The organism is Aquitalea sp. FG25, from assembly GCF_057809375.1.
Window position 1 is genome coordinate 125718 of sequence record NZ_JBMDJV010000003.1, and the last position, 23797, is coordinate 149514.

The window sequence follows — 23797 nt, forward strand, 5'->3', positions numbered from 1 at the left end:
GCGCAGGTCATGTTATGCCGCTGGTGTGAGGGTGGCAATAATGATCACTTCGCCAATAATTTGACCACCATCCTCGTTTCGGTAGAGTCGCATCATCTGTACTGACTAGAAATTTCAAATGCTAGACAAATTTGAAACTGTACTTTTGATTGGCGTCACATCGTTTGCCGGCGTCCTCATTTATATCGCAGCTCACCATGTGCTCAACTACACCGGTGTGGACGAGGAAGAGGGCATGGCAGTCGTGACCGACAAGGACTTTGATGAGGAGTCTTTCACGGTCACCCCTGTCCTCATTGGAAAGACAGTGATCGCTAGGCCTGAGCACCACCCGGAGGAATATCATCTGACTGCTACTGTTGGTGGAGTCAGTGGAGTGGAATTTGAGGTCGATGCGGAAACCTATAAGCAGGCATCGGCTGGCACTGAGATCGCGGTTACCTTCCGGCGCGGGAGATTAAATGGTGCGATTGATGTGACCAGCTACACGATGGCATCGCATTAACCAGAGCGTCATAAGGCATGCGAGATCGGGAACTTAAAGGCCCGCAGGTTTCATCATGTTGTCCTTTGTCCTGTCGCTTGCGATGGTGGCAGTTTTGTACCGGCTTCAATCCAGAGGCCGGTTTTTTGTTTATCGGTGTGATCAGGGCATCGATTGAAGTTTCGTGAACAACCTGTACAGTTCCGCCTTTTCTCGCTTCAAGATGTCTGTGATGTTCGACTGGGTTCAAGTGTTGATTGTCGGAACAATCACGGTGTTTCTGAGCTGTATTTTGTATGTGCTGGGCCATGACCTTTGCAACTACGTCAGCGTTCCTGATCAGCCAGGCACAGCCTTGGTCACTGGTAAGGTGATAGCACCAGCATGGACGGTCCTGATCCCGGAGAAGGCCGGCAACACAATGGTCACCAGACCTGAGTATCAGGATCCTGTGCACCACCTGCTGGCCACCGTTGGCACATCAAAAGCCGTGGAGTTTCGCGTGGATCAAGGAACGTATGAGCGGGTATCAGTAGGATCCCGACTTGCAATAACTTTCCGCCGTGGCAGATTAGACGGTGTGATAAACGTGACTGGCTACTAGGATGCGATTGCCGGTAATAAATAGCCCGGGGATGGGCGAGAAAGGATACTGACATGCCGATGCCGTCTGTCGAGATTGCTCAACAAGAAGTGCTGCTCAACATCGTCCATCACGATTCCGGCGAAGAGCCGGAAGAGGCCTGCACGAATACGCTGGTGGTGGCCAAGGTGCGCGAAGTGTCGTACCAGTACCTGAACATGCCGGTAAACGAAGCCATCAAGCAGCTGGTGGCCGATATAGCACAAGATGCGATTCTGGACCCGGCCGTGCCGGTGCCGCGCATGCTCACCATCGTGATCAGCCAGTTCAACAAGTCCACACGGATTGACTGGCATGGTGCAGTAAGCACGCTGGCACGGATGGAACTGTTGAGCCGTGCATAACTTAGAGCCGGCCCCTGTCCGGCCAAACTGGATCTGATTATGGCAATGCGTTGGAAACTAACTGGCCTCAAGACCGGCCTTTCGGCCATCGGAGCTGGGCCGCGTCCGTACACGCTCAGTGAGGGAGGCGTCGATTTTGCGGATGTCTACCCCAAACGTGAACGCATGGATGTGATCGGCTGGTATTGGGTGACCAACTCTGACGCGGGACTACCCAGGCGAAATACCTGCGAAAAGCTTTGCCCTGACGCAGACACCGCGAAGGCTGAAGCAATGGAGTTTGTGAAGGCTTGCCGGGCACTGGCCAGCCGGTTGGAGTGGATCCCGGACAACCTCGCCTCGGGTGCGGCTTTGCACCCTGACGCACCTGCTGGTGTCATGCTGCGCAGTGACTCGCGGATAATTTGTGCGGCAGTTCTGCCCCTTATGGAATCACGGCAGGGTGTCATGCAAGTTGTGGGATGGTGGTGGCAGACGTTCGGGGTCGCTGGGCTGCCGGTGGAACGCACCATTGAGAATTGCGTGTCCTCCATGGCGAAAGCGCAGCAACAAGCGCTGGCGTTCGTAATCACCAACTGGACCGATGCTGATTGTCAGCTGATGGTTGAGGCCATCCATAACCCGGCACATGCCGCGACAACGACCGGTAACGCCAATGCACCTGCACCTGATGGCTCTGACGCTGTACCGCCGGCCGGTTCAACGGAGGATCAGCTGCTTGCTGCACTCCATGCATCCCAGAAGCGCGACATCTTCATTGCCGGCCTCCAGGCGCTACACCGGGAACGCACAAAGGCCTTCAATGTGGCTTGTGATGTAGCGGCAATGACCGGTTCGCCAGCGCCCGACAGGACCTTGTTTGGAATTGCGGAGGTGGCCGACATGCTTCGCTGGGCGGGGGCTTCTGGAGTGAAATTCTGAACTAAACAAGATGGTATTATTACCCACTTTTCGCACGAATCTCGCACCGGTGCTCTAATCTCATGCAGCAGACAAAAATGACCGAATACTCACCTTACGCCCCAATTCGTTATCGTGATTCGGATTGGTGGCGGTACGCGACAAAAGCAGGTCAGGTTGGTTATATAAGAGCAAACGGCACATTGCTTGGGGATGTGCCTAGCATGATTATGGAACACCTGATCGTCCCTAAAGCAAGGGCGGCACGCACCCAATTTGATAGCGATCATGCTGGAGATGCGATTTTTACTCAGTACTTTGCTGGTTTACTTCAGTTGCGCCACTGGGTGCCATTGGTCGCTCAGTACGAGGAAAATGGAAGGCAGATTTTTGATCTTGATGACAACCTAGTCGAAATGCTAGCTCATACTGATGTTGGTGAGTGCACACTTCAAGATTGGAATCCGCCATATGATGCCTTCTTTTTGAGGTTTGGAGCCCAAGAGAGTATCAAGCTTCCTTTTGATGATGGATATGAATATCTGGATGGTGCCTTCGTTGCCGTTACCCCTTGGGGCAATCAAGAGTCAAAGCAAGTTCGCATCAAAATTGGCTTTACAATGGTGCATAAAGATGGTCGAGGAGTAGCAAATCCGGGTTGGTTTCTTGATCTAAATCCATCAGAACAATCAATGCCAGTAATGGACGGGTTTGAAGCATCAATCCAGCGACGTATATCTGATTTCAAAGATGGCAGTGAAGTTGGCAACAACGAAGCTCTTTTTGAATGTCGGGTTTCAATTCTTGAAGAGTCGGTTGATTTGATGCGCCAGGCTGTGCAGCTCGTTGTTAATTCTCTTTTCTATATCGAATCGTTAAAAAACAGTTCAGGAAGTTGGAATTCAACTCCAGGGCGAGATGCGCCAGCATCAAAGATTGTTGAATGGAATCAGGCCAGGCCCGAAAAAAGGGCAAAACTCAGATCGAAGCTAACTGCTGATGGATATGCAGTTGTAAATCTTGTAGGCACCGAGGTCAGTAAGGCAAAAAGTACTGATTTGACAAGTTCTGTTCGCGCACATTGGAGGCGAGGGCATTGGCGCATGCAAAGAAAAGGCCAGAATTTGTCAGTAGTTGAACGTAAGTGGATTAAGCCTACTCTGGTAAATGCTGACAATGCCACAGATCGAGATGAGATGCCCGGGCACATATACGTTGTAGGCAACCAAGAAGGTGATACCATTCACTAGAATATCTGATGGTGATCCATAATAAGATGGTAACTATTTCACTTGGCATGTAGATTTTTTAATAGAAGTCAATCAATCAAATAGGCCATCCATTATTCCATGGGTGGCCTTTTCTATTCACAGGGTGACTGGTCAAGCTGGCATCGAACCAAGAGTGATTTGACGATCACTTGCTTGCTCCATCTTGGAAGACATCAACAAGGTCACGGCCTTGTCAAAGGCGGGGGATGCTGCAAGGGTCCATGGCCTCGGACTCACCCGTCCATTCAGAGGGATCGACCGGGGCAGGTAAGGAGGCAAGGACTTCAAGGATGGGGGCGATATCAATGCCTGTTTCCTTGCGGCTGAAAAGGTACATTTCCGTTCCGCCTTCGGGTGCGTACATCCCCTGCCATTGCGATTTCCCGTACTGGAAGCCGTTCTCTTCGGCCCATGCAGCACGCTGTGCGTGCAAGCTTTGGACTGCAAGAGCGTACGGTTCATCACACATCAATGTGCGCTTGGTTTCAGGGTCAAACCAGGCGGTGGTGTGATCTTGCCCAGGTAGGCTCCTGCGATCCATGGATGCGTGGATACTTGGCCTGATTGTCATCCTCGGACGCAGGCCGGTTGCTGCCATGAATTCAAGGGTACGAGCTGCCTTTGCGATGCTGAGGCGGGCGCTTGCTTGTGAGTGCGTCAGGCCCAGGTACTTGAGATGGCAATCATCCTTGAATGGGAAGTTCATCAACGAGCGTGACTCGTTCGCATCGACAACTTGCGCCACTTCAAAAAGCGGCTTTGGCAGATAGATGGTCAGGGTTTCACGACCTGCCGGCACGTCAGCGTTCATTCCGGCAAACCACTCTGCAGTGATCCGTACTGGATAGGTGACGATGGATGCGGATTGAGCCGGTTCACTCACTGGGTTCGCAATAGACAAGCTGTTCTGTGCGTGACGGAAGTTGCTGTAGCCAGCCCGCTGTGCAGCGATGTCCTGTGCTTGATGAAGCGTGATGCCGAGGTCAGTCTTGATGTGCTTGGCTTGGCGCTTGATGGTGACCAATTTGGTCGGTTTTTGGGATGCAAGTTCCATGGCGTTTCCTACGGCCTGTTGGTCTGTTACCCGCGACCAGCCACCGACCAGGAAAGTCATTGGCTTGGCAATCCATACGTTGTAGTGACCTGTGCTGCGAACAGCTGATTGGAGCGGGTAAATAGCGCCAGGCCGGCACCAGAGCTTCATCTTGCCATATCCGGCAGACAATCTCTAGCCCAATGTACTATGGCCTCTGTAGTGATTTCGCTGAAAAGTTGCGTTATAAATCCGACTTGATATGCTTTGATTATCTTTGGAGCTAATTATGAAAAATCAAAGTGGGTTTTCCCTTATTATTGTCGTTGGGCTGACAAGCATTGCTGCAATATTCATCGTCTTGTTGTTTGCGTTTAAAGCTGAATCCAATGCAATTAGTTTTGTTGCTTCTAAGAGCGACAAAAAAGTGACGAAGTTTGTCAATTTCCAATATAACAAATGCATGCGAGGCAGCGTGAAGCCAATGTCGTTTGGGGATTGTGAGGAATACATTATCAATGCGGCTGAAGTTCTAAAAGATGAAGCTTTTACGAATCAGGTTGCAAAGTTCATTCTGGATGTCCATGATGCAATGAAGCAAAAATAACTTTCTAGCAATTTATTCGCGCTGCAATTCATACTTTGGTTTTGTAGCAGCAGGATTTATTTGAGTGGCAATAGATTTTAGGTTCTCCATTGAGCCGATGAGTTGTTTGCTATATCCATTTAAAGAGGCAATGCATCTTGATTTCCATTTCAAAACGATATTACTCTCGCGGGGTTGTGGTAGATTTTTTGCTGTATTTCGGGTGGGTTATCCTTCTGCTTGTTATTGGGGTTTGTTACTTTCTCCGTACACCTGCGGAAAGTGGCGAAGATAAAGCCAAGGTAGCAAAGTTCGTTGAGGCTGAGTATAAGGTGTGCACACAGCAGCCAATGTTCAGCAAAAAGGTTACCTTGCAAGAGTGTTCGTTTGATATCGTTGATAAGGCATACAAGGTTGGCGGTGAAGGCTTCAAAAGTAAGGTCAGTGCCTATTTGAACAAGCTAATCAATAAAGAGTGAGCGCTCAAGAGAGTCGTTGGCTGCGGTCTAAATAGTTACGAATTTAAGCATAGGGTGTGGAAATGGATACGGTAAATAAGGGCGCTGTAAACCGCCAGTTTTTAGACTCGATCAGTATCGATCTACGTCTGGACATTGTAGGCGCGATCGCCAAGCACTATGAAAGACCTGAAGAGGTGATTCTTGAGGAATTTACCTCTGAGCATGCCGAGTACCTGTACGAGTATCTGCAAGACCCGCTACGTATGGCAGTTTACAATCAGCTGTACAAGGGTGATTCTCCAGCAGGCTAGGTTCAAGCGCTCTGATACCGCAATACGTAATGGAGGTCTGTGTGAGTATATGTTGTAATATAGCGGTTGAGTTTCACCGTGTGGTTTCCTCGGGGGATGTCTCAGTTATTAATGAGCTTCTATTAAAACGGCTCAATCCGATGAATCCTTCAGAGAGTGAAACCCATCTTGAAATGACGGACCCCAATGATTTCGAATATAAAATGCGTGGTTATAGTGGGTTCAGTGTGGATGATAATGGACGCCTCTATGATGATGAACATAATGGCTATGTCGCATCAATAGGTTGCGGGTATGGTATTCCGGCCGGCGCATTTGGCCACATTTCGTACACGCGGAGGTGGTGGTCTGAATCCTATCCGGAGGGGCCACTTCCATTGTACGTAGTGACCATCCTTACTTTACTTAGCTGCGAACTTGTAAAGCGGGTCTGGTATTTACCTGACGAGCAGCGCACTTGCGATTGCATTACTGCTGAGGGTGCGCACCTGTTGCTTGATCAATACATCAAAATCGGAAAGCGAATTTAGTTCTATTTTTTTCAAAGAAAAAGCCTCTATTCCTAGAGGCTTTTTTGTTTATTGGTTGGAAACCCATGGTTCTGAATAGACATTCCAAAAGTCAGTCCAGTCAGGCGGGGAATGCTCACCGGTCTTTTCATCCAATGTCCCAGCGAACAGATCGTCTGCGCTACTGGTGCAGCGAAGGGCAATCGCCGGGACAGATGGTTCGCCTTCAAATAGATGTGCGATTGGGGCCCAGTGGTTCACGCTGCCGCTGGCCGGCAGGTGATGTAGCAATGCTTCCCGGATGTGGCACGCCGTCCGCTGGTAGTCTGCCCGCCCTATGTAGGCGAGATCGCAGGTAAACAGCAGCATGACGCGCAAACAGGCGGGTATATCTGTCCGCGCTTGCAGATTCCACAGGGCTGCGCTGTTGAACATCCATAAGTGGCGGGAACCCAGATAGCGTTCGCAAAGCACGCCCCAGAGAAGCGGCCCTGTTCCGTTAGCGTTCTGGAGGGTGAGCATATCGGTGGCATGCTTGCCAGGCGCCAGCCCCTTGAGGGTGGAGTAGGTCATGTGGATCCTCAAAAAGGGTAGACGGACATCCAGCCAGCTTCAAGGCCGAGAATGGCTTCCAGCGATCGCGCAATGGGGTCGCTCTTCTTCGGTTTGCAGACGCTGATGATCCTACTTACGCTCATGCCGGCGGCTTCGCTCAATGAACTTGCACTGCCGTGGGTTCGAATCCGGCGATCAAAATTGACGCTCCGGATGTGGTAGATGTTAAGAATGGTCATTGGTGGTCGTGCTACGGGCGACTAGCTGGGCGAAGATCGCGCCAAGTGTTTCGGGGTCAAGGCTGCGGATCTGTTCGACTACTTCCTCTACGGTGTTGCCCTCAATGCAGATCAGCTTACCTTCTTTGCCGTGCTCTCGATCAAACCAGCCGGGCTCAATGCCCATGTTGCTTTCTATCTTGCGCGCCAGGTCCTCACCCATGTTTCGCTCATGGGAGCGAATGGTGGAGATGTACCCAGGGTTGGAGCCGGAAGCATTGCAGAAAGAAGCGGCGCTTCCTGCAGAGGCGATCACTCGCTCAAGGTTTATACGCCGGATGTGATGAATGTCGATCATGGTCTTGGTGATTGGCTACTCTTCGCAGCTTTCATGCGTTTTGATAATGATGGGGAGGTGGGCAACCACTTCCCGTGGTTCGCGCAATGCGATAGCCATGCGTTCACACCAGGTGGCCATCGTTTCCAGCGCGGCATCAAGATTGTCAGCTTCCAGGTCGGTGAGGGTAAGTTTTGCCCCCACCTTGCCGGTGACAGGATCAAGAACGAGGTCGAGGTCCTGTGTGAGTCTTGTACCGGTATCACCCGGAGTTTCGTGGGCGATTTCGTATCGGGCTTTGACCACTATTTGAAGCGGATTAAGCTCGACCCGCTCGATGTTCTTAAGCTTGATGCTCATTCGCGGCTTTCCGTCGCCGACAGGCTGTTCAGCGGTTGCACAGGACATTCTCCAGAGGCGCGTGGATGGTGCTGCATTCCTCGCACAGCGTCTGCTTGCTGGCCGCGTCTGCCTTGGCTCTGTCGTACTGCTTCACCGCCGCATTGAGCTGGTCACACATCCAATCCAGGATTTCGTCTGTCACCTCAGGGGTGGGCAGGCTGTCGATGTCAGCCACCGCAATCCGTAGTGTACCGCACGCCAGGACGCCATTCCCGTGGTGCCACCGTCCGGTCAGGGGCGGCTCTTTCTGCTCTGCCGAAGTCTCAGTTTGTATATTCGTCATGGGGTGCCCAACTAATGTTTGGTTTGGTACTACTCAGCCGGCTTGAACGTTTGGGGGTCAAGGCGAGTAATGTGGTGGTCTATCTGCAAACCATTCCGCAACCGCCACCGGTGATCACACTTAAAGCAGTGGCCTTCTGTGTGCATCACTGGACCGGCTTCGAGATATCCGCTTCCACGATTCAGCAAGCCGTCCTTGACTTCCCATGTAGTGGTTGCCTCCAGCAGCTCGATCAGCTCAAGCGTGGTCGAGCGACAGTTGGGGCAGCGGACGCTGGTTTGTGCTGGCACGAAGTTAAGCGCATCGTTATCTGGGAAGTCCTCGCGGGTGAGCATGGTGAGCCTGTAGATGTTGTTTCCAGACTCCACTGTGCCTTAGAAGCCAAGAATGTCAAATCCGCCTCGAAAACATTGCCAGTCCGGTGCATCAGTGGTTTTTTCTGCAATCCCATGCGGATACATTTCGCCAATGTATAGTGATTAATTTGCATAGAGTATAGTTATCCTCTGGTGCAGAGTAGTGTAAAGGGCGATTAGACACAGGAGCGCGCATGGCCCGGTTCGCCAAGAAAGTGATGCTGGCTCCAGGGGATTACCCATGGACGATCATCAGGGTCGATGACAGGGATCGGTATATGGCTGCGCTCGAAGAGGCCAGTGTAAATAAGAATGTCACGGAATCCGCTGATTTCATTGCAAGTTGCTTGCAATCGTGATTGTATTATGCTTCTTAACCATAGATTCGACTTGAACTCTAAAATGGCTACTGGCTGTTTAGTTTTTTCAGCCTAACAATCTTGCAGATTATTTGCAATTTCTTTCCCCAAAGCCTTTTTCTATTGGAAGATCAGAATGCGCTATGTGACGAAACATGATGTTAGAAGCACGCCGCAGAAAACAGATAACATTCCGGGCAATGGGGATGTTCTTAAAGAATATTGGACAACCGAACCAGAAAACCGGTCTGCGCAACTTTTGAAGGAAGTAGTGGATGTCCTTCAATATGCTTACGAGAAGGATTTTTGGATTCAATGTGATTGCCACAAAGATGCATTGCTGACTATACATTATTCCAAAATCAATAATAAATATTGGATGCGCCGTCTTACCGAGCGTGGCAATCATCTTGGTAACTGCGTGTTTCAGTGGGAGGAGAAGGATGGAGAGCTATTAAGCAACCGAAAAGGGGATAATAAGCCGGTAAGACTTCCTGATTTGCCGAACGTTTTTGAGGATGCATCGAAAGACGGCGCTAAGGCGGCAGCGGGAGGAGGGGCTGCGCCCAGGGCGGTTGGCTTTGGAACCCCGCGCAAGGATAAGTTGCAGCAGATGTTGTTTTGGATTTTTTCACAAGCAGGCCTGAATATTCGCAGTGTAAACACGAAGAAAAATGCAAAAGGCGCTAAGGACGATATATTAAAGGTTATTTCGGCTGCAAAGTATAATGACAAATTAGCTTTGAGTGATTTCGTTTGGTTGACATTTAAAGCATTTTCAGAAAATTGGATGGGAAACGCTTTTCGGAAACATATCAAAAATGGCTCTTGGCCAGAAGGTAAAAGAAAAGCTGGATACCTCATTCTGACCGTGCTTGGTGTTGATATTGAGTCTAGCACTCTTCGTCTTCTTTATGAAGAAGAGCTGCAGATTAAGGGGCATATTGCAGTATATGGTAGAGGCGGAGAGATTTCAGGCCCTTACATTGCAATCGTGAAATGTTTCATCTCTGATGACTTTACAGAACTCCAGGCTGAGCGGGCATACTTGCACCCCGTTGTATCAAATAACGACTGGATGCTTGTTGATTCCAATTTGGAGCGTCAGGCTGTAATAGCTATTGACAGGTTTTTTCAAATGGTAAAATCTAAGAATCTATATCCTTTATGTAAAAAACCGCTTGAGGATTCTACTGTAATTGTCAACAATGAAGAGCAAGGGGTGCGCCCGGATTTTATTGTGCAGTATCCAGGCAAATCATTTGAATTGATGATAGAAACCATGGGTTCCGATGATCAGAAGTACGTAGAACGGAAATTAAGAACGCATTATCTGATGAGAACTTTTGGCGATCTGTTTGAAGATGATCGATTCTCCCTAAGTCAGGCCGATGCAGATGCAAAGCTGCATAAAGCCATGTGGGTCTGGCATTACAGAAATTACCCTACCTCTTAATGCCATCTCACGACTGGCGAGATTGCACAATTGATGATTGTGAGATCTGCCAAATGCTGGTTGATGATGGAGTGATCATCGCTTGTGATCATTGCGCGGAGCCTGGCCACACTGATGCACCGGGCGGATGGGTGCGAGGAAAAGATGGGCTGGTTTATTGCGATACCTGTGCCGGTCTTCTGAATGTGAGTTTGGCTAGTCAGGATTAGCTGAAATTTATCACCGCACCCTGAAAACTTTCTACTTATTATTGATGGCAGTGCTGATCTACACTGGACCGCGAACTGAGCAGTACGCAGAATAGCCGCTCTTAATTCCTGTGGTCTGCAGGCACTAGAACTTTCTAATAGTTGAAAGGTTGTTTAGAAAGGAATGAAGTCAATGAGTGGAACGTAGATGCTGCTGTAACGCCGGATGATTTGCTGATGATTGTTGCTTAGGCTGCAAATGGACTCAAAACTCAGGTTCTTGCCTCGCCCGCTTTGGCTGATCCCCGTTTCGTATCTGTGATGGCAGCACTGGACAAAATTGCGACTAATTTGCGCGATCTGGAGCATGATTACACACTGCTAATTGCAGGACATGGCCATGGAAGTAAATAGTTGCCGGGAAACTGATTGTTTGCATCCATATTAAGCATGGGTGCAATGGAGAACACTATGCTTGTTAAGCGCTATTCGACATTAGAAGAGCGCCTGCTTATAAAAAGGCGGGAGCGGCCGTTTGAGGTTGCCATCGGATGGTTGCTCGGCCTGAGCTGCATGGTTCTATTTAATGGGGCCGTCGTCGGAACAGTCGTGTTGTGTATGAAGCTGCTCTCTTTGGCCGGACTGTAAATATGTATTCCAATGCGACCAGCGCGATTAAGCGTGCTAAACATATTCTTGCCTTAGTGGATGACTACCATGAAAGGCCCACATCGGATAACCGTCATGTCTTGCGTGTTGCCTTGATGAACGAATTCGAGTCAGTTGCAGCGCCGCCAATTAAACAGGAGGATCTAGTTGATCGATGTTGGTACTGGATTGAACACGACATGGGGAATGTAAAGCAGAGTGCCCCTGCAATGTACCTAGCTAATGTAGAGTGTTTCTACAGTTATGAATTTGCTGGCATTCCATTCAGGTTCGTGAAGGTACTTCGCCATGCGTAAATCAACAATTTTTTCATCGTTCGACTTTTCTTATGAGCAAGTTTGAGCACTGTCAGGCGGGCGACAAGGTGTGTCTGGATAATGGCTACCTCGGTGAGGTGGTGACGGTCTCCGCAAAGCGCTTTCGTGCCAAGTTTGCATGGTCGAAGCCAGTAACGATTTCGAGCGGCGATACGACCCAGGAATCCACCCACTTCATCACGGAGTTTCGCAAGAGCGATGGCCGTAGCGTGGGTGGGAAGACCTGTTCATGGGCAACGCCTGCATGATCTAAAGCAGGGCGCGAATGGGTCGGTTGGTTTGACAATGGGAACCGCAGTTGCATAGTCATCCCAGCACTATCAACCGACCCCAAATAAACCAAGAAAGCAGTAGCAATGAAGATTCAGGTGATGCTCAAGAAAGATGCCAGCGGCTATACGGTCCTCAGCGGCCAGATGCGACTGAAAGTCGCCTTGTCAGTTCGTGACGAGGTGGTCGTTGAGTCGCCCGGGGTCGGGGCCGTATTGATTGCCAAGTTGCCTGATGGTGGTCTGGTGGCAACCCAGGATGGGAATACCATGGCACTGCTTGGCTTGTAACAGAAATGTCAGCATGGAAACCGCTCACCGATGAGCAGCGTCAGGCCGCTCATGAACTCCCTATTGGTCAGGCGCTGCACATTGATGACAAAGTCGAGCGCAGGGCCGAGGTGAACCGTAAAGCGGTAGCAACCGGCACTGCGGCTGCGCTTGATCTAGTGTCTGTATGGCTCGAAGAGCAATCGCCGGAGCTTCATGAGAAATTCGTTGCGGCTTTCGGCGAAAATCATGAACGCAGTGTTTGATCCTGCATTGAGATGCTATCACTGGATGCGGAACTAAGTTCAGTAATTTATGTTGAGCCTGATTCTATGGCTTAGATTTAGACCTGCACAAGGCAAGTTGCGAATGAAGATTTTAGATTGTGATGTGCGTTGGCCAGGCTTTGGCAAGATCACCATTATGGTCGCTTTGGCTGTGGGTCTCTGGAGCCTGCAGTTTGTGATGGGGCTGGGCAAAACTAATGCATTTGACGCAGGTGCAAGTCTAACCGCCATGATTTTTGGCTGTGTGATAAATTCGGTCGGTATCAGTGTTGCAAATGGCTGGAAACCGGTGCTGGTGACCATTGTTGGATGTGCTCTTGTAATGATGGTTTATAGGCTGGTTTTTTCTTTTTTAGCTGGGTGAAGAAATTTCAGACCGAATGCACAGCTGCTGATAGGAAATACGGGGAATGGCTTGCTGCAAACGACCGCATCAAATCCATTGATTGCCACGTATGCTGGGTTTATTCTATTTTGCTTAGTAGCTGTACTGGCTCATGTCGTTTTCGTGATTTCGAAAGGCCCTGATTTTTTCGCTTCTCTTACGGCAGTGAGTCCGTGGGCAGCAAGTAGCGCCATGGTAATTGGCTATACTTCAATAGCGGTGTCTTCCGTATTATTTTTGATATCAGAATTCAGTCAAAGAGCAGTAGAAATGGATCAAGAAAATATTGATCTCGCAAAAAAGTCCGCAAGGTAACACTCTTGTGCTCTGCTCTGGCACTGCCATTTGTAATTTATTTATTCTGCATGTTGTTCTTTTTCTCGCAGTCAATAGTAAAATCCTTTCAAGCTTTTTACTTAATGGTTCACTTATTTAGGGTGTCTGTTTGATGCAACCACAGTGGCGGTATTTTCTCGACGGCGAAGAGTGGGTAGGTGGCGCGGTGCTTTGGCTCTGGGCCCGCACTTGGGAAGAGCCTCGATTGGCTTTAGCGGATGATGATGAACCAGGTAGTTGGGTGTACGACTATGGGGCGCGGGTGGGTGCAGCAGGCGAGGAGTTTCCTACCCACTGCTGTGACCCGGTGAGGCCAATCCCACCCAATCTCTGAACGGAGTATTTGATACTGCATTGAGATGTAATCAGATATGCAGAAACAAAATAGGGGGCGTCAAGCGATCGAGGCCCCTTCTTATTGGGTTTGGCACGGTTGATGCGATATCGTTTTCCTTAACCGGTAGTTACCCGGTCTTTTCCATGAGATTGTTGAGAAATTCCACGCGCAAACTTCCCTGATCATTATCTGGGGAGTTTGAAGTGCGCGGACGAGAAGTCGTTTCAAAGGGTCGAGTCAGTATTCAACCCAAGCCGCAATCAGCATTTTGGCCAGCTCGACTTCTACAGGACGGCATGTCACTAATGGAAGTCTTGCTGGCTCTTGTGATCTCTACATCCCTGCTGGTGGGCATCAGTTCGTACCTTTGGGATCAGACACGTTCGCAGCAAGACGTGACCGTCGCGCAGTTCCACAACCTGATCAGCCAGGCTGCGCAGAATTACATTCAGGACAACTACGCCACCATTCTGGCCGGGAGCTTTCCGGCTACCGTCACGGTTTCCCAACTTGTCTCTGGTGGCTATCTCTCTTCGGGGATGTCCCCAACGAATACACTCGGCCAGACTGTCTGCGTCAAGGTCATCCAGCCGGCAACCAACACGCTTTCTGCACTGGTCATGGGCACCGGGGCCACCACCACATATAACCGGTCTGCGCATATCGCCAATTTGATTGGGGCGCTTGGTGGGGCTGTCGATTCTACGGGTGCAATCAAAGGCACAGGCGGGAGTTGGTCGATCAGCTTGGCAGATGCTGCCAGTTACGGGACCTGCAGTACCGGGACGCTCGCCATGGGCCAGTTCGTCACGATGCTTATTTTTCCGGCGGCAACCTGATTTCTGACTTCCTGCATCGGTCGTATGTCGGCAATACCGCAGCCAACGCCATGAATGTTCCGCTCGGTCTTTCAACGAAGGTCGCCGGGGTGGACTGCACAGGCTATCTGGGTTTCATCTCGCGAGACTCGACCGGCAATGTGCTTTCGTGTGTGCAAAGCGGCAGTACGTATACATGGAATGCAACTGGCGGGTCGTGGAAATCCCAGGTGACCAGTTATGGCACGCTACCATCGACTGGGAATACTGATGGCGATGTCAGGCTAGAGACGACCGATTACCGGGCTTACGCATGGAAGGCGGCGAGTAGTGCATGGGTGGCTTTGGCCGTAGACAGCAGCGGGAACATGGCTGTACCCGGCACGTTATCCACCGGCGCACTTACCGCGACCGGAAATGTGAATGCGTCGGGAGCAATCACATCTGCATCCACCGTAACCGGCAACACCTTGCTCTTGACACTCTCAGTTTCTGAGGGGACCCCTTGTACATCTTACACAGCCGGAACCATAGCAAATAACTCTGATGGATCAGGAGCGTTACTCTTTTGCCAGTACGGCATTTGGAGTGGTTTGGGTCTTGGCAATGGGCAGACATGGCAAAATGTTACTGCATTAAGAAGCTTAGATAGTAATTTCACTAATACAAAAAGCCGTCCAATTTATATAGCAGTTTGCATGGGAGTGAGTGCTACTGCTTTCTCAACATTGACAGTTAATGGAATTGACGTGTGGAAAATGTCTGGCGCATCACCGTCTGGGACTGGTTATGATTGCGGCAATGCAATTATACCCATTGGAGGATCTTACCGTGCTCACTCTGGGATAGGTTTTCTTGCCAGTTGGAATGAGTTCCGGTAGCCATGAACATTGCTAGCCCGTCACCACCCCCGTCACGCTTCGCTATTTCCCGGTTCGTTTGACATTGCGTCAGGGTAGGGCATATTCACTCGCATCTAGTCCGCATCATCTCAAGGAAGACACTTGATTGTATTCGAGAGTCGTTTCAAGAGCGGCAGCGTGACAGGCACGCAGGGCAAGGCGACTTGCCCGGCATACCTTCATCTAGTGGTTAGGATCATCCAAACAGGGAAGCGCAGGTTCAATTCCTGCTAGCGCATAGATCGGGGTCGCACCCGTTTGCGTAATCGTCTAGGGAAAGGACGCCCGAAATGGAGAACGCAGGTTCAAATCCTGCAGGTGTGCAGGTTGGTATCCAATCCGGCCCGCTCTTAAAACGGCTCTGCATGTAGCTTCAGTGCACGAATTCGATGACTGAATTCGGCTTGATGGATTTTTGAATAACGCCGAGCAGAAGGTTTTAACGATGAATAAGAAAGAAGTAACGCAAGAAGACATCGAGGCAGCAATCTGGCTGCAGAACGATAGCGCATATTTGCACAAAACGATGGTTGAACACCGCAACAAACCCCAGGGTGCGTGCAGCATCTGGTTAACTGTGCGCATTCAAGAAAACGCGGCCCATTCTGCGCGCCTGGCGCGCAAGTACATGGGCCTTGAATAGCCCCGCAATGAGTTTGAGTGTCGTGGTCATCTGACGCCGGCAAAAACAAGAAACATGGAGAGTTCGCATTTCATGAGCGCATATCGAGGCATCAGGCCGAAGATCAGTTTTGAGTCGGAAATCCACCCGCTGCGCCGACAGCAGTTCGCATGGTTTAAGAGGTCCGAGGGCCTTGAAGCAGCGCTCTATGCTGGCAAGGAAATGCTGGTGTGCATTAACGACGATGGCCAGACGTATGAGCTGACCTACCTCGACTTCGCCCATCCCCAGGCATTTGCATCTGTCGAGGATGCCAAAGAAGCAGCCTCAGACTTCGCCAGGGCGGTACTGCTGCAAATGCTGGAGTATGTTGGTGTCCGCGAAGATGATCATTCGCTCCGGAATTGCCTTCTGGCCAGCGGGCAATAGCTGTCGCTCACACAAAAGGTAGGGCTTAATGAGCAAGATTCGCGACTGGATACGCAGTATTTCAGACAAGAAAATCCGTGCAGGATATCTAGCGGGCAACTTCGACGTTGCTGTGCCCTTCAATACCCGCGAAATAGATGGTGTCGGCTTGACCCAGTTTTTAAGCTGGGTTGCGCTTCTTGCCGTTCTACTGATTCAGCACTCTATGCTTGTTATCTGTCTTGTGGTCCTCTCCATTGGTTTGTCTGCGCTGGCTGTGCTGCTACTGGAAAACTCTGCTGTGACATTACCTATTGATGCTCGGGCTGACAAGTTTCACTTTGATATGTTTGGATCTACGACCAGGGCTGGCCTTTGGTCTCCCATTGCACATATGGTTGCGTTCGGCACAGCCGCTCCGTTCCGATGCATTCTCGTTCTTATTCTGTTGGGCGACTTGAGAGGCCTTGGCACGATTTAGAGATTCAGTTATTCAACAGTAGAAGTTCGTGTTGGCTTTGCGCCATTGAATTCCAATAGGAGTGAGTACTTGTCGATCTACCTTGAATACTTGCTTGTCTTCTTTGGTGTCGTTCCATTCGTAGTGACGCTGGTCATTGAAGTCTCAGCCCATCCAATGGGATTTGCAGCATACCCATTGATTCCCAAGATTGTTCTTTGCGCATCCGGCATCGTGATTATTGTGTGCGTGGTATGGCAGATTGTCGATTTTATTGTTGCCAGGCTGAGGGAAAAGCTGTTGCGCATTTCAAGCAACGAGACTGGATTTATGTTTCGTACTTTCCAAAGCCTTAATCGGAAGCAGAAAGCTCTGGTGGAGAAGTACGAATTGCAACTCGGTATATTTGGTCTAGTGATGGTCCATGTCCTCATGGCGCTGGTTTTGGGGTGGGTGGTGGTAGCAGTTTGGCTTGGCATGATTGCATTGATTAGTCTGAATTTTGCCATGACAGACCGCTTATAACCGGGGGTCGGCAATGCAAACGCCAGCGTGCAAACCGAGCAAGGCAATGCTCTTCTGGCTCGACTGGTTGGCCCAGGGGGGCCGGATTGAACGCACAGCCGCATCGAGCCCTGTCGCGGTCAGATCACCAAAGCGCATCGGCTGGGAGATGCTGGACAAGCTGGAGGCCGGTGGCTGGGTCATCTGGAGCGAACCATTCAACGCTAGTCAGAAGTACAGAATCATCAAGTACCGCGTGCTGCTCACCGAGAGTGGCACTGCGGCCGTGTCGGACAATTGCTGAATACAGGATGTTCCATGGTCCAAACAGAGAATAGGCCCGAAGTTCTGGAATTGGCTGAGTACGTCAGCTCGAAAGACTACAAGCAACTTGCCATGCTTGCGCGCCAGGCGAACATCATTTGCATCGTTGACTACACCATTCGCACTGCCGCCGTTGTACGGGATGTAGGCCAGACCCAATACAGTCTCCACCGGGAAGAGGAGTTCTTCCAGATTACCGCCCGGGGCATCGGCTATGTCTCCGCTTTCAGCGAGGAGGAATTCATCGCGCAGTGTGAACACCGGAACGTTGAGTTCATCGTGCCAACACGCGCCGGCACGGAAATTACGATGTCTGCAGACGCAGGCACCCCTTAAGCAGAATTAGGATATCCATGTTCAACTTTTTTCAGAATCACCAACTCGTGGCTCATGTGCGCCGAATTATGGGTTGGGTGAGCGGTGGTGTATTCAAGCGGATTGATGAGAATCGCGAGTTGCTTGAGTTGTTGCGCGACAAGGCACCCAACTTCGTATCAAAACATCCATGGGTGGTCGGGTGGCTGCAAGCCCAGGATGACTTTCTGTGCGAGCTTGCCGATGCAGTGCCACTGACCGAAGGCCGGTGCCTGCCTATGGCACTCAATCCATCCTCGGGGTTTCCACGGCCTTGGCCGGGCGAGACGGCGCAATCGCAGGGGGAGGTTAAGGGTGGGGGGAAGAGTAGCTTCGATAGCATCAAAGTGCTGGGCGTTGATCGGCGTGAGTTTGATGCAGACAACTACCGTGCCGTGCTTGGGACATCACTGCGGCGAGATCCGGAACTGCTGGTGATTGCCAACAGCCGGGCTAGTGACGAAGACTTCGCGTTCGTCAAAAGTGCCTTTCTATCCGGCCACCAGGTCATGCTGGTGAATTCCAGGGCAATGGCACCATCTTCTACCGAGTGGCTTCAGACGCCTACTCTGTAAACATCAACCTTGAAAGAGAAAAACCATGTTTGGTTTTGTGTTCATGCTCGGCATCATTGCCGTGCTGCATATTGTCCTGCACATTCCATTGTTCATCGCGCTGGCGATAACCGGTGTGCTTTGGGTGATCTGGAAGCTCAAATACATCATTCTCGCCGTCATCGGCCTTGAATTCCTGCTGGGCCGCGACAGTCGAGACACCAGCAGTGACGATTGAGCTAGATCCGCAACTCCCGCTTCCTAACCCTCCAGTCGGTAAGCATGCTCAGCTGGTCGGCCGGACAGGGTAATACGGCCAGGGCTTCGGCCCTGAATGCCGCTTCCAACTCTGCTTTGGCGATCATCAGCCGCATGCCGGCAATCTCTGACTGCAAGAATAGGCCCTGCGCCTCTTCTGCGGTATCACAAACATACCGAATGCGCCTCAGCTGGAACGAAACCACTTCGGTTTCAGGTTCCAGCCCCGGTACGTGGACGCCTGCCGCTTCCTCCCAGCTACTCCGGCACATGTGAACAGCGCGAACCGTCGTCTTGGTAGTGGCGATGATCTGGGCTGGCCAGCCGCAAGGCTCGCATTCGTTTGGACCGGGGCCAAGAATATATTTGCCCACCAGGTCAGGAGGGGAGAAGGCGGACAGCGCCTGTGCGGTGGTGTGTATGGCCATGTTGATTCCGTGTCTTGCACCTACGGGCTGGTGCTATGCAATCCTGCCGGGTCGGTATGCAGATCGTGGTCGGTCGTACCCGCCTTGCTTCAGCAGGCGCTCAGCGGCGTCAGCAGCGCAATGCCGCAGGCGTTCTTCAGAGATGCCGGGGAAGGCTTTTCGGGCATCATCAAGAATCCGGGTGGCCGTGGTGACGCCGGCACCGCGACAAAGCCGTACGATGTAGGCCACGATTTCGATGTCTTCCAGCTCAGCGGCCGGTCGGCGACGGTCGCGGTGTTCATGAACATGCCCAATGACTGGCCATCTGGGTTCGATGGTTTCGCTGTAGCCACAACCAGGGCACTTCATGCAGTCTTGCAGGGTGGCATTCTTCGTAGGGCAATCCCATCCGGCGCGCACGATCTGGTGGATGGAGAAAAATGCCTTCCCGGGCACCAGGGGCGTCCTGCAGCGTGGACACTCGCCATCAGCTGCTGACTGGGTGTCAGGCACCACGGCTGGCCCGGTGATGGCTATTTGTGCTTGCTGGAGCGCATCCGCTTTCGCGAGTTCCGGTGTTTGGCCAACGCCAATGATGAAGTGGCCGGTTCGCGTGCCATCATGCCGGCGAACATTCAGCGGACAGTGATACACCCCGGGGGAGTGTTCGAACGGTTCGCGAACAATTGCGAAGTGTGCATTAGGGAGTCCGTGCTGGCTCATCGAGCTTTTGTCCTTTCCTTTTCTCGGCGCGACGTTTGCATTCGTAGCAGGTTGCAATTCGGGAGCCTGAACCATCTCTGCTGCAACTGCATGGGGTTCTACCGAATTTGTTAATTACAAAGTTCTTTGCTACTGCACAACGCTTGCATGTACTGCCTTAACAGCCTGCCCCGCCATCACACACCAGTCTTGGTATATGCAGCGTCCGCCCAATGTCATCGCAAACCTCCATAGGGCTATCCTGCCAACGCGGGTCATTTACGTCTGTCGGGCAAACCATCACGCTGCTGTCATAGATGTAGACGCCCAGCTTCGCCGATGCACATGCTTTCAGCGCCTCTTCAAGCTTCGTTGCCGCCTGATGTTGGCTTGGTGTCATGATTTTTCCTCAGAGGGTTCAGTAGTGGTCATAGTTGTAAAATCTTATCCAGTGCATCATGGTGCTCTAGGTTATTGCCGGATCGCGGCACGCAACTGGATATCAAGCCCAAGAGCCATCTCTTCCAACTTCTGCATGTTTTCTGTCAGGCGAGAAGCGGCACTCCCCATCGCAACTTGAACCTGTTGGCGAATAGCATAGGCAGCATCCTTCGCTTCGAAGAGCGAGTTCAGGCGCTGCTCAGCTACAGCCACGGCTGGCTGGCTATCGGCACCAGTCAGGGGCGCATTACCACCAGCAGGTTTGTGTACTGCTAAAGCTTGATTCGCATCGGCGATGGCAATAGCGAGGCCGGAACTGGTCGATGCAGAATCTGACTGTTCTACGGCCAGCACCAGGGCTTGTAGTGCGTTGTACAACTGGTATTCGCAATTGGTCATTTCTTATGTCTCGGTTTTTTCACGATGGCCAGCAATTCCGCTACTGAGTGGGATTTGCCGCACTCGGGACAAACAGGGGAGTTCGAGGCCTTGTGCCAGTGCCGGGTACGCTGCCCACATATGACACATTTTTCGATGATGCTATCAAGGCCCATTTCCCAGCCCTTCAGCTCATCAGCGTCTTCCAGTACCAGAGGGATACCGGGCACGTTCGCAGGGTCTACATCTGCGGGTGAGTCACCGGGTTGATCCGGTCCTCCATTCGATGCCATGCACACGCACACAGTACGATTAAGCTGGTCACGCACGGTCACGGCAAGCCCACGAATGGTTTTCCCATCCCATAGAGCGATTACGCCCCCATTGCCGCGCTCGTACCCGTAAGTTTCGATCCTGCCATGGAGGGGAGGGACCGACTGTGCCTGTTCGTGGATAAAGGGCCAGGCATGTGCCTCGATTTCATCGACAGTCCGGCCAATATGAGTCACCGGCAAGCGGAGTGGGGGAGTCGGGGTCTGTTCGCCGCAGGGGACCACACTCATGGCTGCAAGTGCTGCCTTGTAGCCTTTCTGGAAGATGGGGTAATGGATGGTTTGCTCAGTCAGTGAAAGATTCTCCCAGGACGTGATGCCAGGGCATTCCGACTCAATGTAGGCCGCCCGGCAGGCCTCAATGTCAAATTCGGCATCCGCCATTATTTCCGGCCTCTTCGTTCTTGCTTCCACTGGGCACCGGAGGCATTCCGGCTCGATGCCATCTTTGGTCCCTTGCAGGTTACCCGGGGCGAGATGTGCGCTTGAATGTCCTGAATGTTGCGCGTTGCCTCGACGATGAGCATCTGGGCCGCGCATGCGGGATTGCCGCCGGCCACCATGAGCAGCTTTCGCTTTGATTCGCCCATGCCTTACGCGTCCACTTGCGGGTTTGCACCCATGTATTTGCCGAACTCGCGCATCACTGCCGGCGGCAGCTCCCAGCGGTCGCCCTTGCGCCACTTTTTCAGTGTTACCCTCAAAATCAGTTGGGGCATATGCATCTCCTCGATCATAGCTGGTGTTTCCAGCAGGAATGAATTTTGGGTCATCCTATAACAGAGTCCGAAAGATGCAAGTCGAGTGGGAAATGATGGCTAGAGAGTGAATTTACACAGCCCCATCCAAACTGCGAATGGGGCTGAAACTAACTTTAAGCCCAGCATGCTTGCAGCGCGACGGTAATGAGTAGTTCAGCTAGAAGGAGAATGGCCATCGCTAAACTGCGAGTCAGAACACTCCAAACAGCAGTGGCGAAGGCTACCAAGAACATTAAGGCCAGCAATAAGTCTGTAATCATAAACAAAGCTCCGTCATAATCAGCATCTGGCGGAATGCACTGTACTGTTCATGCGTATAGCGAACTTTTCGTAATTTCGATGTACATCTTTCATGTCAGGGTATTTGTGAAGCACCTGCCACATCACATCATCCGGAATGGCCTATGACTCTTAGCTTGTGTCAGACCTATCAATCTCTTCTGTGCATGCCGGTTGCGGCATTGCTTTTGTGCGGATGCTCAGTCAATTCGCAGCCATACCCCTCTAATTGGTCTCCCGCGATCACAAGTCAACAGGTATGTCCTGATCTGACGGGGCGATATCAGGTTGATGATGTAGATTGCAAGCCGAACCAATGTGAGTCGTTGTACAACAAGCTTCCTGTACCAAACATCCCGGGTAGATCATTAACTCGTGATCTGCCGGCTGTCGAGTTCGATGGCGTTCGAGAAGGGCGTCTCCAGATTTATTACCCGAAACGCGGTGATGGACGAGGTAACTCTTTCGAACTCCGTCAAGGCAAAGACTTTCAGTGCAAAGATGGCGAGCTTGTTTTTGAGATTCCGGGAAGAGTAATGGTTGGCGATGGCGCTTTTGGTAGGGAAAATGCCACATATCGGAATTTTTCTAAGACCAACGATGGAGCCCTTGTGATGCGAGAGTCCGTTTCCGGTGGTGGCATTATTTTCTTGGTTATTCCCGTGTATACCAGCAATGAGTCTTGGGTACGTTGGTTGCCTGATAATGAATGATGATCAACCTTATTGTTTTTCAATTCTATGAAATACTTAATAACTGCTTTGTGTGCTGGTGCGCTGCTTGTCTCATGCTTTAAGGTCTTTGCAGGTCCTCCGGAAATTCAATTTCGAGTTAATTCTGTTGCAAATACTTCTAAGGTTGAGTTTAAGCTTGCTTCATTCGATGCTCAGGCTTCAATGTACCAGACAAAATGGGTACGAAATGATGAGGACCAATCGTTGATTTTTGTAGCGCTCAAGCCGATTATTACAAATAACGATATTTTAGGAGCGTCAATAACAAATAATTCGTCTGAGTGCGGCAACGGATTTGGTGTGCATATATTCATTCGTCCCGATAAGGATGCGCTACTTCAGCAATTCAGTGATGAGCATATCGGTGATAACTTGGCTTTGATTGTTAATGATAATGTTGAGGGTGTTATCCAGATTCGCAGTACACTTAAGTCGCCGGCTATATTGATGTGTGACCCTTCGGCTTCTGCCGAGCAGGCTAAACATTTGGCACAGCTTGTTACTGGTCAGAGATTAAGTAATAATCCAGTCGATTAAAATACTGAATCCTTATCAACTGACTGTAGTTTCAATACGGTGCAGCATCCTAGAAGGCGTTATTTGCTAATCCTGATACGTATCCTCAACGGGAGAGGCTTGCATTTGTGCTGAATTAGGGCACTCTGTTTGAATTTGATTGAGTTCAACAAATGGTGCCCGAATGGCCGAACAAGCAAAGCCGGTAGATATCGCGTCACTTCCGTGGCCTGCCTCCTATCCCACCCCTCAGAGCGTTCAGGCGGCCATTCTTCTGGCCATGGATGACTTGCAGAAGCATGCCACCGATACTGTATGGCTCACCCCGGCAGAAACGGTATTCGAGCGTTTGGCCGGGTTGCATAGCCAGGCGGGCGGCGATCCTTCCGAGCTTGCCAAACGTTGGCCTCAGTATTTCAACTGAACTTGCGTATCCTACGAGGGTGTGTCGCATTCCATAGAAAAGGAGTAGTT

Annotated in this window: 42 protein-coding genes; 29 read left to right on the forward strand and 13 right to left on the reverse strand. The window is 51.0% G+C overall.

Going from position 1 to position 23797, the window contains the following annotated elements; genetic code table 11:
- The first annotated feature begins 118 nt into the window (after positions 1–118).
- The 5 genes from ACODR9_RS03835 (at position 119) to ACODR9_RS03855 (ending at position 3621) form a co-directional block, all read left to right on the forward strand.
- The gene (locus tag ACODR9_RS03835) at positions 119–505 is read left to right on the forward strand and encodes a hypothetical protein (protein ID WP_488807701.1); all 387 of its coding nucleotides are present in this window, start codon (positions 119–121) and stop codon (positions 503–505) included.
- Positions 506–668: 163 nt separating this feature from the next.
- The gene (locus ACODR9_RS03840; RefSeq protein WP_488807702.1) at positions 669–1088 is read left to right on the forward strand and encodes a hypothetical protein; all 420 of its coding nucleotides are present in this window, start codon (positions 669–671) and stop codon (positions 1086–1088) included.
- 53 nt (positions 1089–1141) lie between these two features.
- Positions 1142–1471, forward strand: coding sequence for a hypothetical protein (locus ACODR9_RS03845; RefSeq protein ID WP_488807703.1), 330 nt, complete (start codon positions 1142–1144; stop codon positions 1469–1471).
- Between the two features lie 45 nt (positions 1472–1516).
- A complete protein-coding gene (locus ACODR9_RS03850) occupies positions 1517–2392 on the forward strand; it encodes a hypothetical protein (protein ID WP_488807704.1) in 876 nt (291 codons plus the stop codon).
- A 77-nt stretch (positions 2393–2469) separates the two neighbouring features.
- Positions 2470–3621, forward strand: coding sequence for an AcrVA2 family anti-CRISPR protein (locus ACODR9_RS03855; RefSeq protein ID WP_488807705.1), 1152 nt, complete (start codon positions 2470–2472; stop codon positions 3619–3621).
- A 214-nt stretch (positions 3622–3835) separates the two neighbouring features.
- On the opposite strand, the gene ACODR9_RS03860 is transcribed toward ACODR9_RS03855, so the two are convergent.
- The gene (locus ACODR9_RS03860; RefSeq protein ID WP_488807706.1) at positions 3836–4696 is read right to left on the reverse strand and encodes a hypothetical protein; all 861 of its coding nucleotides are present in this window, start codon (positions 4694–4696) and stop codon (positions 3836–3838) included.
- A 268-nt stretch (positions 4697–4964) separates the two neighbouring features.
- Between ACODR9_RS03860 and ACODR9_RS03865 the strand changes: the two genes are divergently transcribed.
- The 3 genes from ACODR9_RS03865 (at position 4965) to ACODR9_RS03875 (ending at position 6033) form a co-directional block, all read left to right on the forward strand.
- Positions 4965–5282, forward strand: coding sequence for a hypothetical protein (locus ACODR9_RS03865; protein WP_488807707.1), 318 nt, complete (start codon positions 4965–4967; stop codon positions 5280–5282).
- Positions 5283–5419: 137 nt separating this feature from the next.
- A complete protein-coding gene (locus ACODR9_RS03870) occupies positions 5420–5740 on the forward strand; it encodes a hypothetical protein (RefSeq protein WP_488807708.1) in 321 nt (106 codons plus the stop codon).
- A 62-nt stretch (positions 5741–5802) separates the two neighbouring features.
- Positions 5803–6033, forward strand: coding sequence for a hypothetical protein (locus ACODR9_RS03875; RefSeq protein WP_488807709.1), 231 nt, complete (start codon positions 5803–5805; stop codon positions 6031–6033).
- Positions 6034–6611: 578 nt separating this feature from the next.
- Here ACODR9_RS03875 and ACODR9_RS03880 read toward each other — a convergent pair.
- The 5 genes from ACODR9_RS03880 to ACODR9_RS03900 are packed head-to-tail and all read right to left on the reverse strand — an operon-like array spanning position 6612 to position 8229.
- Positions 6612–7115, reverse strand: a complete 504-nt coding sequence (locus tag ACODR9_RS03880; RefSeq protein ID WP_488807710.1) for a hypothetical protein — start codon at positions 7113–7115, stop codon at positions 6612–6614.
- An 8-nt stretch (positions 7116–7123) separates the two neighbouring features.
- Entirely contained in the window at positions 7124–7336 is a 213-nt protein-coding gene (locus ACODR9_RS03885) for a hypothetical protein (protein ID WP_488807711.1), read from the reverse strand.
- The gene (locus ACODR9_RS03890; RefSeq protein ID WP_488807712.1) at positions 7323–7673 is read right to left on the reverse strand and encodes a hypothetical protein; all 351 of its coding nucleotides are present in this window, start codon (positions 7671–7673) and stop codon (positions 7323–7325) included. The genes ACODR9_RS03885 and ACODR9_RS03890 overlap by 14 nt, the downstream gene beginning before the upstream one ends.
- A 15-nt stretch (positions 7674–7688) precedes the next feature.
- Positions 7689–8012, reverse strand: coding sequence for a hypothetical protein (locus tag ACODR9_RS03895; RefSeq protein WP_488807713.1), 324 nt, complete (start codon positions 8010–8012; stop codon positions 7689–7691).
- Between the two features lie 28 nt (positions 8013–8040).
- Positions 8041–8229: a hypothetical protein gene (locus ACODR9_RS03900; protein WP_488807714.1), complete on the reverse strand. Its 189-nt coding sequence runs from the start codon at positions 8227–8229 to the stop codon at positions 8041–8043.
- Between the two features lie 122 nt (positions 8230–8351).
- Here ACODR9_RS03900 and ACODR9_RS03905 point away from each other — a divergent pair, with 122 nt between their 5' ends.
- The 18 genes from ACODR9_RS03905 (at position 8352) to ACODR9_RS03990 (ending at position 18750) form a co-directional block, all read left to right on the forward strand.
- Positions 8352–8813, forward strand: coding sequence for a hypothetical protein (locus tag ACODR9_RS03905; RefSeq protein WP_488807715.1), 462 nt, complete (start codon positions 8352–8354; stop codon positions 8811–8813).
- A gap of 74 nt (positions 8814–8887) precedes the next feature.
- The gene (locus tag ACODR9_RS03910; protein WP_488807716.1) at positions 8888–9052 is read left to right on the forward strand and encodes a hypothetical protein; all 165 of its coding nucleotides are present in this window, start codon (positions 8888–8890) and stop codon (positions 9050–9052) included.
- A 136-nt stretch (positions 9053–9188) separates the two neighbouring features.
- Entirely contained in the window at positions 9189–10508 is a 1320-nt protein-coding gene (locus ACODR9_RS03915; protein WP_488807717.1) for a DUF8535 domain-containing protein, read from the forward strand.
- A 659-nt stretch (positions 10509–11167) separates the two neighbouring features.
- A complete protein-coding gene (locus tag ACODR9_RS03920; RefSeq protein ID WP_488807718.1) occupies positions 11168–11344 on the forward strand; it encodes a hypothetical protein in 177 nt (58 codons plus the stop codon).
- A gap of 349 nt (positions 11345–11693) precedes the next feature.
- Complete coding sequence (locus ACODR9_RS03925) at positions 11694–11930, forward strand: hypothetical protein (RefSeq protein WP_488807719.1); 237 nt, start codon at positions 11694–11696, stop codon at positions 11928–11930.
- Positions 11931–12038: 108 nt separating this feature from the next.
- Positions 12039–12242, forward strand: a complete 204-nt coding sequence (locus ACODR9_RS03930; protein WP_488807720.1) for a hypothetical protein — start codon at positions 12039–12041, stop codon at positions 12240–12242.
- Positions 12243–12247: 5 nt separating this feature from the next.
- Entirely contained in the window at positions 12248–12487 is a 240-nt protein-coding gene (locus tag ACODR9_RS03935) for a hypothetical protein (RefSeq protein WP_488807721.1), read from the forward strand.
- Between the two features lie 103 nt (positions 12488–12590).
- On the forward strand, positions 12591–12872 hold the full coding sequence (locus ACODR9_RS03940; RefSeq protein ID WP_488807722.1) for a hypothetical protein: 282 nt from the start codon (positions 12591–12593) through the stop codon (positions 12870–12872).
- 51 nt (positions 12873–12923) lie between these two features.
- The gene (locus tag ACODR9_RS03945) at positions 12924–13208 is read left to right on the forward strand and encodes a hypothetical protein (RefSeq protein ID WP_488807723.1); all 285 of its coding nucleotides are present in this window, start codon (positions 12924–12926) and stop codon (positions 13206–13208) included.
- A gap of 663 nt (positions 13209–13871) precedes the next feature.
- The gene (gene pilV / locus ACODR9_RS03950) at positions 13872–14405 is read left to right on the forward strand and encodes a shufflon system plasmid conjugative transfer pilus tip adhesin PilV (protein WP_488807724.1); all 534 of its coding nucleotides are present in this window, start codon (positions 13872–13874) and stop codon (positions 14403–14405) included.
- 1326 nt (positions 14406–15731) lie between these two features.
- Positions 15732–15929, forward strand: coding sequence for a hypothetical protein (locus ACODR9_RS03955; protein WP_488807725.1), 198 nt, complete (start codon positions 15732–15734; stop codon positions 15927–15929).
- Positions 15930–16001: 72 nt separating this feature from the next.
- Positions 16002–16337: a hypothetical protein gene (locus ACODR9_RS03960; protein WP_488807726.1), complete on the forward strand. Its 336-nt coding sequence runs from the start codon at positions 16002–16004 to the stop codon at positions 16335–16337.
- Positions 16338–16365: 28 nt separating this feature from the next.
- Complete coding sequence (locus ACODR9_RS03965; protein ID WP_488807727.1) at positions 16366–16797, forward strand: hypothetical protein; 432 nt, start codon at positions 16366–16368, stop codon at positions 16795–16797.
- 69 nt (positions 16798–16866) lie between these two features.
- Complete coding sequence (locus ACODR9_RS03970) at positions 16867–17301, forward strand: hypothetical protein (protein ID WP_488807728.1); 435 nt, start codon at positions 16867–16869, stop codon at positions 17299–17301.
- A gap of 46 nt (positions 17302–17347) precedes the next feature.
- Positions 17348–17584, forward strand: a complete 237-nt coding sequence (locus ACODR9_RS03975; RefSeq protein WP_488807729.1) for a hypothetical protein — start codon at positions 17348–17350, stop codon at positions 17582–17584.
- Between the two features lie 14 nt (positions 17585–17598).
- Entirely contained in the window at positions 17599–17940 is a 342-nt protein-coding gene (locus ACODR9_RS03980) for a hypothetical protein (RefSeq protein ID WP_488807730.1), read from the forward strand.
- Between the two features lie 17 nt (positions 17941–17957).
- The gene (locus ACODR9_RS03985) at positions 17958–18533 is read left to right on the forward strand and encodes a hypothetical protein (RefSeq protein WP_488807731.1); all 576 of its coding nucleotides are present in this window, start codon (positions 17958–17960) and stop codon (positions 18531–18533) included.
- A gap of 25 nt (positions 18534–18558) precedes the next feature.
- Positions 18559–18750, forward strand: coding sequence for a hypothetical protein (locus ACODR9_RS03990; protein ID WP_488807732.1), 192 nt, complete (start codon positions 18559–18561; stop codon positions 18748–18750).
- A gap of 1 nt (position 18751) precedes the next feature.
- Here ACODR9_RS03990 and ACODR9_RS03995 read toward each other — a convergent pair whose 3' ends face one another.
- The 7 genes from ACODR9_RS03995 to ACODR9_RS04025 form a co-directional block, all read right to left on the reverse strand.
- Positions 18752–19198, reverse strand: coding sequence for a hypothetical protein (locus tag ACODR9_RS03995; protein ID WP_488807733.1), 447 nt, complete (start codon positions 19196–19198; stop codon positions 18752–18754).
- A 33-nt stretch (positions 19199–19231) separates the two neighbouring features.
- Entirely contained in the window at positions 19232–19903 is a 672-nt protein-coding gene (locus ACODR9_RS04000) for a hypothetical protein (RefSeq protein WP_488807734.1), read from the reverse strand.
- Positions 19904–20060: 157 nt separating this feature from the next.
- A complete protein-coding gene (locus ACODR9_RS04005) occupies positions 20061–20282 on the reverse strand; it encodes a hypothetical protein (RefSeq protein WP_488807735.1) in 222 nt (73 codons plus the stop codon).
- Positions 20283–20353: 71 nt separating this feature from the next.
- Positions 20354–20722, reverse strand: a complete 369-nt coding sequence (locus ACODR9_RS04010; protein ID WP_488807736.1) for a hypothetical protein — start codon at positions 20720–20722, stop codon at positions 20354–20356.
- On the reverse strand, positions 20719–21417 hold the full coding sequence (locus ACODR9_RS04015; RefSeq protein ID WP_488807737.1) for a hypothetical protein: 699 nt from the start codon (positions 21415–21417) through the stop codon (positions 20719–20721). The genes ACODR9_RS04010 and ACODR9_RS04015 overlap by 4 nt, the downstream gene beginning before the upstream one ends.
- Entirely contained in the window at positions 21417–21623 is a 207-nt protein-coding gene (locus tag ACODR9_RS04020) for a hypothetical protein (RefSeq protein ID WP_488807738.1), read from the reverse strand. Before ACODR9_RS04020 ends, ACODR9_RS04015 begins: the two co-directional genes overlap by 1 nt.
- A gap of 3 nt (positions 21624–21626) precedes the next feature.
- A complete protein-coding gene (locus ACODR9_RS04025) occupies positions 21627–21752 on the reverse strand; it encodes a hypothetical protein (protein WP_488807739.1) in 126 nt (41 codons plus the stop codon).
- Positions 21753–22198: 446 nt separating this feature from the next.
- On the opposite strand from ACODR9_RS04025, the gene ACODR9_RS04030 reads away from it, so the two are divergent.
- The 3 genes from ACODR9_RS04030 (at position 22199) to ACODR9_RS04040 (ending at position 23747) form a co-directional block, all read left to right on the forward strand.
- Complete coding sequence (locus ACODR9_RS04030) at positions 22199–22786, forward strand: hypothetical protein (protein WP_488807740.1); 588 nt, start codon at positions 22199–22201, stop codon at positions 22784–22786.
- Between the two features lie 27 nt (positions 22787–22813).
- Positions 22814–23344, forward strand: coding sequence for a hypothetical protein (locus tag ACODR9_RS04035; protein WP_488807741.1), 531 nt, complete (start codon positions 22814–22816; stop codon positions 23342–23344).
- Between the two features lie 163 nt (positions 23345–23507).
- Positions 23508–23747 carry a hypothetical protein gene (locus ACODR9_RS04040; RefSeq protein ID WP_488807742.1) on the forward strand — a complete coding sequence of 80 codons (240 nt, stop codon included), beginning with the start codon at positions 23508–23510 and terminating at the stop codon, positions 23745–23747.
- Positions 23748–23797 lie beyond the last annotated feature (50 nt).